General features: G+C 70.1%; 6 protein-coding genes, 1 pseudogene and 2 CRISPR repeat arrays (2 of these 9 cut by a window edge). All 7 genes and pseudogenes read right to left on the bottom strand.

What is annotated here, in order from left to right:
• Positions 1 to 1,684: direct repeats of the CRISPR family, unit length 28 nt; unit sequence GGGAACAGCCCCGCGGGCGCGGGGAGCA; it reaches 724 nt to the left of the window's first position.
• A gap of 143 nt (positions 1,685 to 1,827) precedes the next feature.
• The 7 genes and pseudogenes from cas2e to casA all read right to left on the bottom strand — a co-directional run bounded on the left by cas2e (position 1,828) and on the right by casA (position 11,271).
• Positions 1,828 to 2,196 carry a type I-E CRISPR-associated endoribonuclease Cas2e gene (gene cas2e / locus ACFY9V_RS02940; RefSeq protein WP_391158967.1) on the bottom strand — a complete coding sequence of 123 codons (369 nt, stop codon included), beginning with the start codon at positions 2,194 to 2,196 and terminating at the stop codon, positions 1,828 to 1,830.
• Positions 2,197 to 2,206: 10 nt separating this feature from the next.
• Positions 2,207 to 3,160: a type I-E CRISPR-associated endonuclease Cas1e gene (cas1e, locus tag ACFY9V_RS02935; RefSeq protein ID WP_391158965.1), complete on the bottom strand. Its 954-nt coding sequence runs from the start codon at positions 3,158 to 3,160 to the stop codon at positions 2,207 to 2,209.
• 3 nt (positions 3,161 to 3,163) lie between these two features.
• Positions 3,164 to 3,865, bottom strand: a complete 702-nt coding sequence (cas6e, locus tag ACFY9V_RS02930) for a type I-E CRISPR-associated protein Cas6/Cse3/CasE (RefSeq protein WP_391158963.1) — start codon at positions 3,863 to 3,865, stop codon at positions 3,164 to 3,166.
• Positions 3,865 to 4,559 (bottom strand): annotated as a pseudogene (gene cas5e, locus ACFY9V_RS02925) (type I-E CRISPR-associated protein Cas5/CasD). Before cas5e ends, cas6e begins: the two are co-directional and overlap by 1 nt.
• Positions 4,556 to 5,788: a type I-E CRISPR-associated protein Cas7/Cse4/CasC gene (cas7e, locus tag ACFY9V_RS02920; protein WP_391042170.1), complete on the bottom strand. Its 1,233-nt coding sequence runs from the start codon at positions 5,786 to 5,788 to the stop codon at positions 4,556 to 4,558. Before cas7e ends, cas5e begins: the two are co-directional and overlap by 4 nt.
• Before the next feature lie 93 nt (positions 5,789 to 5,881).
• Positions 5,882 to 6,583 (bottom strand): type I-E CRISPR-associated protein Cse2/CasB, encoded by a 702-nt coding sequence (gene casB / locus ACFY9V_RS02915; RefSeq protein WP_355336566.1) that lies wholly within the window; start codon positions 6,581 to 6,583, stop codon positions 5,882 to 5,884.
• Complete coding sequence (gene casA / locus ACFY9V_RS02910; protein WP_391159568.1) at positions 6,583 to 11,271, bottom strand: type I-E CRISPR-associated protein Cse1/CasA; 4,689 nt, start codon at positions 11,269 to 11,271, stop codon at positions 6,583 to 6,585. Before casA ends, casB begins: the two co-directional genes overlap by 1 nt.
• Positions 11,272 to 11,946: 675 nt before the next feature.
• Positions 11,947 to 12,903: a CRISPR direct-repeat array (repeat unit 29 nt; unit sequence GGGAACAGCCCCGCGCGGGCGGGGAGCAG) (it continues 719 nt past the right edge of the window).

Raw genomic sequence — 12,903 nt, 5'->3', positions numbered from 1 at the left:
CCCTGTCCGGGAACAGCCCCGCGGGCGCGGGGAGCAGACGCACCCCACCTTGGTCCGTCGTCGGCCCCAGGGAACAGCCCCGCGGGCGCGGCGAGCAGTTGAAGGCGCTGCCGCCGCAGGACACCGGCCTGGGAACAGCCCCGCGGGCGCGGGGAGCAGGGTACTTCCGGCTCGCCGGGACCCTGGGGCATGGGAACAGCCCCGCGGGCGCGGGGAGCAGGACCCAGCCGCCGGCGCGGATCGCCGCCTCCTGGGAACAGCCCCGCGGGCGCGGGGAGCAGTGCCCAATTCCGCCATGGCGGCCGGGGACTTGGGGAACAGCCCCGCGGGCGCGGGGAGCAGGGCGTCGTCGACCTCACCGGGCTGGGCTGGGAGGGAACAGCCCCGCGGGCGCGGGGAGCAGCACAAGCTGTACACCGCCTACGTCGACGCCGGGGGAACAGCCCCGCGGGCGCGGGGAGCAGAGCGGCAGTCGGGACCAGGCGGGCCGCCCAGATGGGAACAGCCCCGCGGGCGCGGGGAGCACACCGCAGGACCGACGTGCGGGAGAGGCGGCTGGGGAACAGCCCCGCGGGCGCGGGGAGCACTTCGACGCTGGCGTGGCTGGCGGACTTCGTCGGGGAACAGCCCCGCGGGCGCGGGGAGCACTTCCGTGACCTCTGCGACTGCGGCCTTGAGCAGGGAACAGCCCCGCGGGCGCGGGGAGCACTTGACGTCGATCAGCGCCAGCTCCGAGAGGACGGGAACAGCCCCGCGGGCGCGGGGAGCACTGCTCGAATCCGTCGGCACTGCTCAACTGCGCGGGAACAGCCCCGCGGGCGCGGGGAGCACCATCGTGCGGCGGCCCCGGGCGACAACTCGCGGGGAACAGCCCCGCGGGCGCGGGGAGCACTATCCGCAGTCCAGCGGACAGCCCACGATGTGGGGAACAGCCCCGCGGGCGCGGGGAGCACCTGGACCTGGAGCCGTTTCGGCTCTACTCGATGGGAACAGCCCCGCGGGCGCGGGGAGCACGTTTCGGTGGCGCCGACGATCTGCGCCTCGTGGGGAACAGCCCCGCGGGCGCGGGGAGCACGACGGCAGTCTCCGGGACATCGACCTGCCGCCGGGAACAGCCCCGCGGGCGCGGGGAGCACGTAACGCCGTTACGCGGGGCGTTACTGACACCGGGAACAGCCCCGCGGGCGCGGGGAGCACGCCTTCTCGATCTCGGCGTGCACGGCCGGGTCGGGAACAGCCCCGCGGGCGCGGGGAGCACGCCGCACAGCACATGCCGGTCAAGCGCGGCCAGGGAACAGCCCCGCGGGCGCGGGGAGCACCTGCCACGATCAGGGCCGATTGGGACCAAGTAGGGAACAGCCCCGCGGGCGCGGGGAGCACTTCGCGTGCCGCCCGGCTGCCTGGGGAGTCCGGGGAACAGCCCCGCGGGCGCGGGGAGCACCTGGCCGCCGACCCGGCCCTCAGCCGGTACGCGGGAACAGCCCCGCGGGCGCGGGGAGCACGTCGTACATTACGACGAGGTGCTCGGCCGCGAGGGAACAGCCCCGCGGGCGCGGGGAGCACTTCCGCGGGAGTGAGCCTCGGCAAGGCTGTAGGGGAACAGCCCCGCGGGCGCGGGGAGCACTTCGTCCTCGCACAGGTAGCAGCCGGCCTGGTGGGAACAGCCCCGCGGGCGCGGGGAGCACAGTGTTTGGCCTGGTGTGTTGGAACGGCCAGCCCCGGATTTTACTTAAGTTGAGAGATTCCGACATATCGCCTCGATGTCCCCGTCGCTCCCGCGCCGCGCACGGCGCGGCGCGGGTTCCGCGCCACCGCATCGCGCACCCCTCAGCTTCCGCCGCCGAAGCGGCGGCGCTTCGCTGCCTTGCTCCAACCGGTGGTGGGTGGGGAAGCGGAGGAGCGGGAGGAGTCGGAGCGGCGGCCGGGGTGGGGGCGGTGGATGAGAGTGAGGCCCTCGTGGTCGACCGGGTGCCAGGCGTGGTCGTGGGTCTTGAAGGTGTAGCCCTGCTCGGTGTCGGTTTGGTAGGCGAGGAGGGCACGGCCCTGGTTGGCGTATTGGCGGACCTCGGCCCAGAGGACGTCGCGAAGACGGGCGGACGGGGTGCCGAGGAAGACGCCCGGGGAGATCTCCAGGAGCCAGCGGGTCAGGAAGCCACGGAGACCGGCCGGGCAGTTGGTGAGGATGATGACGGTCACGGGGATGCCCTCACCAAACGATCTCGGATTCGTAGTTGCGGCCGCTCTCGACTTCGACGCCGTGGTCGGACTGGAGACTTACGCGGTCGCCTGCCGCGGTGTCCGAATCCTCCCGCACGGCGTCGTAGCCCAGCAGGTCTTTGATGTCCTGTACGCAACGCTCCAGCAGCCGCGTTCTGTTGACCCGGTCCCGGACGGCCCGCCGCGTTCGGGACGCCACGTCTTCCGGTCCTTCCGCCGCCGCGTCGAAGGCCGCGGGAATGCCCACCGAGGTCTTGTAGAGGTCGGCGATATCGAGGACGAAGGAGCGTTCGTGACCCGAGTGCACGAACCCGAGGCCCGGCGAGCAGCCGAGGGCGGCGACGACGGCGTGCGCGATGCCGTACATGCACTGAGCCGCAGCGGTGACACCCTGGTTGGGCGGGTCACCAGCCGCGAAGTCGTCCCGGTTGTACTCACGGCGGCGCCACGGAACGCCGGTGCGTTCGGATTCGGCGCGGTAGCACTGGCGCAGGCGGCGCCCCTCCATGCCGAGGAGTTCCTGGCGCGTCTTGCCCGCCGGGTCTTCGTCGGGGAACCGCAGACGGTACATCGCGCGGGCGACGTCCAGCCGTCGCCGCGGATTCGCCCACGCGAGAGCCTGGGCCTCGACCAGTCCGGAGGAGCGGGTCAGAGCGCGCCCGCCCGCGTAAAAGCGGACGCCGTGCTCCCCGACCCAGACGACGCCCGCCCCGCAGTCGCCGAGGACGCTCATCGCCTGGTGGGTGATACGCGTGCCGGGACCGAGCAGCAGCGTGCCGATCGTGGCGGACGGTATGTGTGTCACGCCGTCGGCGCTCTCGGCCGTGATGGCGTTGTCGTCACGGTGGACGACGCACCGTTCCAGGTAGATGAAGGACAACCGGTCCCCGATACGGGTGAGTTCGCGCGGCGTGGCGGCGCCGCGCCTGCCGACCGTGCTCATCGGTCAGCCCACCGGAGCAAGGGTCATCAACCCGCACCCGTACGCCTTCGCCTTGCCCAGACCCTGGGTGAGGGTGCGGCGCAGCGCGTCCGGGTCGGTCACCGTGAGCCGGCCGTCGTACGTGATCGAGGTGAGGGAGACGGTGCGGCGCTCGGCTGCTTTTGCGAACCGCAGGTCCCGCTTGTCCCGGAGGACGAGCTGGAGTTCGTCGCCGTACTCCAACAGCCTTGTCTCGGGCGGCTTTTCGACGACGGCGAAGCCCGCTGGGGCCTGCCGCTCCAGCAGCCACGCCTTCTGATGGCGGGCGGTGAGGTGCGCGGTGCGCTTGCGTTGCTCGTCGTCCGTGCGACGGATGGAGTGCACGGGGTTGGCGGTGAGCCGGAAGGTCCACGTACTCCCGACGGACAGCCGGGCGAGGAAGGCCCCGTAGTCGTACGTCTGCCAGCCCGGTGTGTCCGAGGCGGCGGGCCAGCCGGCCTGTTCCACCAGATGTGTCAGGTCAGGACGGGTGGGGCTGACGACGAACAGCACCACTTCGGCGGCCGAGTTGCGGTCGACGCGCCAGAGCACACGCGGCCCTGAGCCGTCTCGCACGGGCAGTTCGGGGAACGCCATCGCGACGGCGGCGTGCATCCGGTGCGGCGAACCGAGCAATGCGCGGCCGTCACGGCGGGCGGTGTTGAGGCGAAACCGGGTCATAAACATCACACGGCTCCCAGGGCCGACGTCGGATCGTGAACAGAGGCGCGCTCGACAGACGGGTTCGGAACACAGTCCGCCACCACACCGCGCAGCCCGTAACGCCGGTGCCGCGGGTCGAAGCTGACCGGCGCGTCACGGAAGCTCTGGTCGGGGGACGTGCCGGGCGGGCAGTCGAGCAGCAGCGCAAGCTCGCGCGGCGTGCCGTGACGATGCCGGTACCAGCCCGATGCCTGCCAGGGCACCTCTCCCAGCGCCGTCACAATGTCCGCGTCGTCGCACACACCCAGGTCGAGCGGCTGGGACGGTGGGCACGAGCGGCGTCCCAGATACGGCAGCCACACCGGTGCCCGTACGGCCGCGTTCAAGCGCCCGATCAGCGCGGGTTCCCCTCGACCGCCGCCACGAATACGGCGTCGGCCAGGTAGAAGCGCTCCGACAACGGCATCGCCTTGTCCGTGTCGAAGTGGTGGGCGGTCTGGAAGTCCCTGATACGCGTGCCGGGTTGATCGATGCGGACGCCGTAGCGCAGCTCCGTCAGATCGCTGAGGTCGGCATCGCGTTCCCTGCCCTCGGCAGCGGCCAGCAAGCCGAGTACGCCGCTCTTGGTGGGGGCGTTCTCGGTGGTGCGGCGGGCGAATCGCGCGGCTGAGCCCCATGCCTGCAATGGACCGGCCAGGCGCAGCAGGAGCACGCTCACGCGCCGGACTCCCGCCCTGCGGAATCCGCCGTGCCATGGATCAACCGCTCAGCCACCGACTCGCCGATCGACGAGACCAGTTCGGGAATGCTGATGCTCTCGCCAAGGGCGGCGAGCGGCCCGGTTCCCTCGCCCACCCGCACAAGCCAGGTTCCTTCGTCGCCCGCGATGCCGTACGCCGCTTCCAACTCCGGTACGTGAGCGGCCAGTCGGCGGCACGCCTCCTCGACGAAGCCGTCCTCGCGGCGCTTCGGGGCGACGGCTCGCTCGAAGGCCGCCACAAAGCTGACGGGCCGCTTCGAACGGAGTTTGACGAGGACGACGCTCGGCAGCGTGTGATTGCCGAAGGTGTTGACCTTGCCGCTGGGCAGAGACGTGATGAAGCCCTCCAGAAACGCCTCGACGGCGCGACGGGTAGGAGCCGCCGCGTGCTCTTCCTCGCGCAGTCCCGCGCCGAGGTTGGCATGCAGGCGGTCGACATCCAGAGCCGCATAACGGTAGAGCGTCGCGGAGTTGAAGTCGATGACGCCGATCATGCCCGCGCCGGGTTCCGCGCCGGTGTTCCGGTCGTCCACGGCCGTGTAGTAGTCCGATTCGTTGTCGACGGCATGCACGCTCAGGGCGTGGGCGACCTGGGTGGCCGCCTCGACGTTGAGTCCGGCATCGTCGGCGACCATTCGGCCGAAGAGTGCGATGTCGACCGAGTGGCGGGTGTCCACCAGGTGCTTGGCGAGAGCCTTGTTGTCCTTGTTCTTGAAGAAGCCCTTGAGGACGGCGACATCGCCCTTGCCTTCGCTGCCCTTGAGGGCGAGTTCCGCGAGCGCGTCGAGCTGGCGGGCGCTGAGGAACATCAAGTACGACGCTTCCGGCGCTGGTTCGGGCTCGCCCTCCTTGGCCTTGCGCTTGGGCGGATCGATCTTCGAACCGGTGGCGGTACGCAGCGTCTCGGCGGCCAGCGCGAGCGCGGCCGTACGGTCGAGGGCCGGCTCGTGCGCGAGGATCCGCTCCGCGACCGCTTCAGCGACCTTCTTGGTTCGCACGCCCAATTCTGCAGGGTCAACGAGGTCGTCGAACGCCTTTCGCGTGGCCCGCTTCCAGGCCTGGCTGGAGACCCGGGCCCGACGGACACCTCCGTAGACCGCGGTCTTGGGCGATCCGGTGTCGTCGCGGTTGATGTTGCTCGGCGGAACGGTCTGAAGAATGTGCACGTCGATGATGGTTCGGGTCACGGTCCTGAGTCCTGTCGCATGGAAGTGCGGATAAGTGTCTGAGGGAACGTCAGAAGCCAGCAGGCCGTTCGGCGTTGCCCGGCGTGCGCGCTTTCAGTCCTTTGGCGTTCGGCGGCCGGGCACCACACCCGCCGCGTGGAAGTCCCGGCCCCATGTCCTGCGGACGTCGGCTTGGGCCGAGGGCCGCTGCCAGCGGTAGAGCTGATCGGCCAGGAGCGCGTAGTCGAGCGGAATGGAGTTCTTCCGAAGCAGCAGGACGATCTCCCGCAGGCGCTGGGCGAGGACATCGAGGGTGGTGGCGGTGCCGACCCGCACGAACCGTCGGCGGATCACCTCGTCGATCTCCGGTTCGGAAGGCACAGGGACCGGTGATGCCGGGGCCGGACCGCCCACTGTCCTGACGGCCGCGGGCACCATCAGCAGGCGCACGGACCGGCCGAGCCCGTAACCGGGGACGTGTGTGTCGGTGTCGCGGTGGGACTGCTGGTGCAGGGCCCACAAGGTGACCGCCATGTTCAGCGCCTCGTCCGCTCGCTCCTCGTCCGGCCGTTGTACGGTGCCGGTCGCGGATTCGGCGATGACGAGGGCGAGTTCCTCCGTGCCGGTCAGTCCCCAGAGGTCCTGTACGTCGTAGGCGGGACGGCCGACGCCGCGCCGCAGCCTGGCCACGGTCGCGACCGCGGCCGGCCGGTCGTTTCGGTAGCCGCCTTGGAGCCTGCGGATGCAGCGGTCGGTCGCTGTGCCAATGAGGTCGTATCCGCGGGCGCCGGACGGGTTGGGGACGGTTGTGGTCATCACGCGGGCTCCGTTGCTGCGTCTGCTGCGTCTTGTGTGCCGGCCGCGTAGTGAGCGACGAGCACTGTTTCCTCACCGGACTCCGCACCGCCCGAGCCGATCGCGGCGCCGGTGGGCGCGACAGACGGACTCGGCGCCAACGGCAGGACTTTCCTCAGCTTCACCAGGAACCACAGTTCGGCCTGTGCGTCATTCAGCCAGCGTCGGCCATTGCCGTCCGGCAGGTCCACGTACCGTCCCTCGGCCGCCGCCGGCCCCGCGTCGTTGAGGAGTTCTCGCCCCAGGGCGCGGATCGTCGTACCGACCGTCCGCTGCCACTGACCGCGGTACTCCTCAGGGTCGGAGATGTTCCGCAGGCCGCTGAGCCACGCCCGGTACGGGCTGTCCAACGCGGCGAAGCCGAGGTCACGGGCTGTGGCCGTGGCCGGTCCCAGGTCGGAACCAGCTGCCTGGGCGAGGTTGCCCGCGAGGTGACCCAGCGCCCTCACCGCGTCATCGGCGTCGGCGACGGCAGCGACCGCGACTTTCCCGTAGAGGGGTCGCTCCGCGTGAAGCGCGACGACCGGGAGCAGGATCTCGTCGTCCGTGATCTCGTCGATGACCGACTGCTGTGTGCCGTACTTGGCCCCGACGATCCGGGTGCGCAGCAGGCCGAGTCGCGGCAGATACTCCTCGTACGTGAGCCGGGCAAGCCACTGGACGACTCCGGGCGGCAGAGTGCGCTCTGCTCTCTGCCGCTGCTCGGCGCCTTCCCTCCCCCGGCCCTTGTCACCGAGAAGAGCGGCGAGACCGCGCCACGCCGCGCGGCTCGGGTCGTGCTGGCTGGGCATGAAGACTTGAGGCTCGCCCCACTTCTTCGCCTGAGTCGGACTGTCGCGCCAGGCGGTCATGGGTTCGCGCCGATGCCGGTTGCGCACGGCGAAGGGGTCGCCGTAGCAGAGGACGACACCCGTCACCTCGCCGTCGCCGTGGTGCAGACGGATGCGTCGGCTCTGCCAGGTGTAGAGGTCACGAGGGCCGGACGGGCGGGGGTCGTCGGGGTCCGCCGCGATCGGCTGCGGGCCGAGGGGAGGTCGGCGCCATACGGGCCTGTCGTCCGTGTGGACCTGGAGGAAGTCGTTGTCCGCAGAGATCAGATTGAGCAGCAGGGTTTCCTTGAGGGTGTCGCCTTCGGCGAAGACGCCGCCGAGGTTCCCGGCCCAACCGACGCCCAGAGCACCTGACGGGTAGCCCTTGCCGCCTTTCACCCTCGGATCGTCAACGGCTCCCGACTTGATCCCAGATGTGTCGAAAGCGTGAGTGTGCACGAGCCAGCGCGCCGCCTCGGCGAATCCGAGCCGATCGGGACCGGGTTGACGCATGCTGAAGAAGGGATCGCCGTTGGGAACGTCGGCGACGATTCTGCTCAGTGGACCGATGTCGTTCTTCTCCGTGTGCAGACCGGCGACTTGGAGGAACGGCTGCTGAGGATGGAGCAGATCGAATCGGTCGCGATACCGGTCGAGATACTCCGGTACCGCGGTGAAGGGCTCGTCGGACTCCCACAGTTCACCCCAGTCCTCGATCTCTCGCGGGCCGTCCACGGCGTCGTGCAGGACGGCGAGCAGTAGTCGAATCAGGGCGAACTCCTGCGTCGGTACGTCGCCGACGATCCGCCGCAGCCCGGCAGCCTCTGCGAAGACGTCGCGCAGGGACATCTCGTCCGTCGTCCCGTCCAGTCGCTGCACGGGAATCCAGGGCCGGGACACCAGGTCGAATGAGGGCACTCCGTCTACCACCCTTACGTCGTGGGCACCTTCCGGCACCACGAGAAGCCCGTCGGACGGGCTGTAGCGGACCTCGGCACCGACCAGCCGGGCTCGGCGGTCCTCGTCGAGGACCAGGAACAACTCCCCTGCCAACCAAGGGCTTTCCTTCACCTGCCAGGCCGCAGGACAGAATTTCTCCAACTCGCGGATCGTCCGGTCGATCACCCAGGATTTGGAGAAGTGCCAGGGGAGGTTCAGCGCACTCGCGGCGGCGGCGCGGGCCGCTCTCCCCTGCGGTACGGCGTGCTCGGGCAGGTCGAGTCCGCCCCTTGCCTTGTCCAGCCACGGCAATGTGGTCAGCGTTCCGTCGCTTCGCCTCTGGATCACGAGGACTTCGAGCGTGTCGTCGGTGTCGCGCACCTGGGCGCGTCCTGCCGCGGTGTCGTCGGCGTCGCCGACTCCGGCGTCGATCCAGCCGATGATCGGTCGACCCGCGCGGCGTACGGGACCGAGCCGGAATGCCTCGGCCCGGTCGGACTTCTCGGCCAGGAGCGCGCGGTAGGCGACTCTGGCCTGCGCCATCTTTGCGGCCCAACTGTCCGGGCCGAGCGGATCATCGCCATACGCCGCCTGTACGAGTGGGCTGATGTCCTCGGGCAGACGTAAGCGGCGCCCTTCCACGTGCGGCCGGAGGACGGCAATCGAGCGCAGCAGCAGGTGTTCTCCGTCGTAGACCTTGACCGAGCCGCGGGCGATCTCCGGCGGATCCTGTGCCCAGTCGGCTATGCCGGTGATCAGGCAGCGCGCGTCCCGGAGGCGAGGGGGGCGCGGTCGGTCGTGCCGGTGGAGCCGACCCATCCGCTGCAATATCAGGTCGACCGGGGCAAGGTCGGTGACCAAGAGATCGAAGTCGAGGTCGAGGGACTGCTCGACAACCTGGGTCGCCACGACGATGTGCGCGCCTTCGGGGCGTCTGCTCCTGGGGCCGAAGCGGTCGAGCAGCTCAACATCTTTGCGGGCCCGGTCGGCAGCGACGAAGCGCGAGTGGGCGACCGTGACCCGCTCCTCACCGAAGCGCTCCCGCAGCCGCGCCGCCGCTTCCTGCGCGCGGTCGACGGTGTTACGTACCACCAGTGCGCAACCGCCTTGGCTGAGTTCGTCCTCCAAGCGGTCGACCAGGATGGTCACGTCGTCGTCGAGCGGCTGAACATGGACGTCGGTGCGGCGGCCGGACGCGGCGGGAGGCTGCCGGACCACGGTGGGGCCGCCGGGCGAGACGGCGGTCAGCAGTGGATACGTCCCGGCGGACGCTGCGGCGGACGTGTCGCCGGACCGGTCGGCCTCGGACACAGGGTGACCTGCGTACGCTTCGGCGAGCGCCCGGCGGCGGCCGGCGGGCAGGGTCGCCGACAGCAGCACGACCGGAACCCGGTATGCGGCCAGCCATTCCAGCACACGTTCCAGGTACGTGCTCATGTAGGCGTCATAGGCGTGGACTTCGTCGATCACGACGACCTTGCCCGCCAATGCGAGGTGGCGCAGGGCCAAGTGGCGACTCTTCAACGAGCCGAACAACACCTGGTCGATCGTCCCCACCGCGAAGGACGCGAGCAGCCCCTTCTTCCGTCCACGTAGCCACTGGTGGGCCTGGAGTCCGGAAGGACGACGTCGTTGCCGGGCGTTGGGGCCGTCGAACTCGTCCCCGCCGTCGAGATCGACCGCCGCGACCGTGCGGGCACTGCGGCTGGCGAGGCCCGCCCAGGTGTCGTTGAGCGCGGACTTGGCATGGGCGAGAAAGACGGACTGCGGCCCGTCGGACGGCAGTCGGCCGATCCAGTCGATCAGCCGGGCGAACATCGCGTCGCCGGTCGCCCGCGTGGGCAATGCGATCATGCGACCGCCCGCCCCGGTGCGCGCGGCCAAAATTTCTGCCGCCGCGAGAGCCGCCTCCGTCTTGCCCTCACCCATGGGTGCTTCGATGATCAACAGGCCGTGCGGGTCCATTTCCCGCGCGATGCCGACCGTCTGTTCCTGCACGGGGCGGACGGACGCGCCCTGCGGTAGGTCGAAGCGCGCGGCGAACAAGTCGGCTGCTGTACCCGCCGGTTCGTCCGGCTCCCAGGGGCCGGGAAGGTCGAGGCCCAGCCAGGCCGCCTCCAACCGTTCCGACTGCGACTGCCGCGTCCCCTCCGCCGTGATGTACGGAAACAGGTCTGCCGAACTGGCGAGCCAGTCCGCGAGAATCACGATCGCGGTCAGCGTGACCTGGACCGGCTGGGAGAGCTTCACCGACTTCCACGCGCTGAAGTCGTCCTCACGGATGCCCGCCACCTCCGCGCAGGCGGCCATCAGCTCGAACTGCACGGCCTTCCAGCGCGATTCGTTCTTCCCCCGCGTACGTATCAGCTCAGGATGCAGCGCGAGATCGTGAAGGCGCTGGTGCCCTGGCGGCACACCATGGTGGCCGCCGATCACCACGGCGAACTGTCCGCTGACCCGGTTGGACCACCCGTGCCTCTCATTGAGCCACTCACTCAACAAGAGCTGACCGGCCAGCCCGTGGGGGCCCAACTTGCGGTCCTCCCTGAGCCGTTCGAACGACGGCATGTCGAGACCGTGGTCCCGCATGACCTGCGCGAGCGGATCAACCTGGCACGCGAAGGCCGGCGTGGCCTTCCCGATGTCATGCACCCCGGCCAGCCACCCCACCAACCGCCGCCCGTCCTCCACCCCTCCGGGCAGCGCCTCCCCCACCAGCGCCTTCACATTCCCCGGCAGCCACGCATCCCACAACCGGCAGGCCACAGCCCCGCTGTCCGCCATGTGCCGCCACAACGGCAGCCACCCATCGGTGTCCCGATCATGCTTCCCCCACGCGCTCCGCGCCGCGACAGAGAGGGAGAAGGCAGACCTCAGGAGTGCTATTCGAGGCTGAGCCATCGGCATATTCGACACCGTCGATCCCCGTGCGACAACACCATTGCACACGTTGACCAATAGTGATCACCGGTGCCAACGATTCTTCACCCACGGCTGTCCGAAGGTAGATGTTTGATCGAACCCGTTACTTGCCGTGTGTGCGGTGAGTCGAAGCTACTCACCGCACACACAAGGTGTCCTTAGAACCGCACCGGCGACCAGGATGATCGGTATGCTCGCGGCATTACCAGGATGACCTGGATCACGAACACGAACACGAGCACGAACACGAGCACCGCGACGCGAAGCCACGCCCGTGCCGCCTGCACGCCTCCCAGGGCACGGATCCCGGCACGGACCCAGGTAGGGGCCAACGCCGAGGGTCTAACCAACAGGGACGCGAGTCTTGACCCGACCTCCTGTCGCACGCTGCCGGTGCGCGAGATGCAGACCTACGGAGCAACCCTCATAAGACCGACGCCGAGTAGAGCGTCGAGCGTCGACAGGCTGAGGCGCCGCCCAGTTGCCGCCATCAAGTCCGACAAGCCAAGTTTGCGCCACACAGCGGAAGTTCTCGATGCAGACCGACCCGGCTGAATAACCCCACGTGTGTGGGGAGCACTACAAGAGGTTCGCCGTGATCGCCTGCACCTGGGGTTCAGCCCCGCGCGCGGGGAGCACACGTCCAACGTAAGCGGGAACAGCCCCACGCGGGCGGGGAGCAGTCGACAGCGGGCGGCGCCGGAGAAGCCGCATTGGGAACAGCCCCGCGCGGGCGGGGAGCAGGAGATCCGCCAGGCATACGGCTCCCTGTTCGCGGGAACAGCCCCGCGCGGGCGGGGAGCAGCGGGGCAATCCACCACATCCGAGGCCCCGCCGGGGAACAGCCCCGCGCGGGCGGGGAGCAGATCGGCTGGTCGGAGTACCGGCTCGACAAGCGGGGAACAGCCCCGCGCGGGCGGGGAGCAGCAGTTGAGGGGTAATTACTTCAGATCTGAAGAGGGAACAGCCCCGCGCGGGCGGGGAGCAGACGAACGTTCAGGTCGCGGCGACCCATGCGAAGGGAACAGCCCCGCGCGGGCGGGGAGCAGACGAGCCTCTGCCTCCCGCGCCGGTCCCGGCTGGGAACAGCCCCGCGCGGGCGGGGAGCAGGCGACCTGGCGCGGCATCCAGGTCGGCGCCCTGGGAACAGCCCCGCGCGGGCGGGGAGCAGCGAGCAGGCCCAGATCCTCGCCGTCCAGATGGGGGAACAGCCCCGCGCGGGCGGGGAGCAGTTGCCCACGCCGACCTCGCGCTTCTTCTTCCCGGGAACAGCCCCGCGCGGGCGGGGAGCAGGCCGCCGGACAGCTCAGCATCGCACTGTCGGAGGGAACAGCCCCGCGCGGGCGGGGAGCAGCTTGCGGGTGATCGCCACCGCACCAGCGAGCGGGGAACAGCCCCGCGCGGGCGGGGAGCAGGTGCTGGGCTCGGACGCGGAGGTACCCAAGGAGGGAACAGCCCCGCGCGGGCGGGGAGCAGGCCGCCGGACAGCTCAGCATCGCACTGTCGGAGGGAACAGCCCCGCGCGGGCGGGGAGCAGGTCTTCGTCGCGCTGGTCCACGCTCCAGACGCGGGAACAGCCCCGCGCGGGCGGGGAGCAGCCAGAGGCCGTGT

The sequence above is a fragment of the Streptomyces sp. NPDC008317 genome (assembly GCF_042955955.1).
GTDB lineage: Bacteria > Actinomycetota > Actinomycetes > Streptomycetales > Streptomycetaceae > Actinacidiphila.
This window is presented reverse-complemented; position numbering and strand designations above follow the sequence as displayed.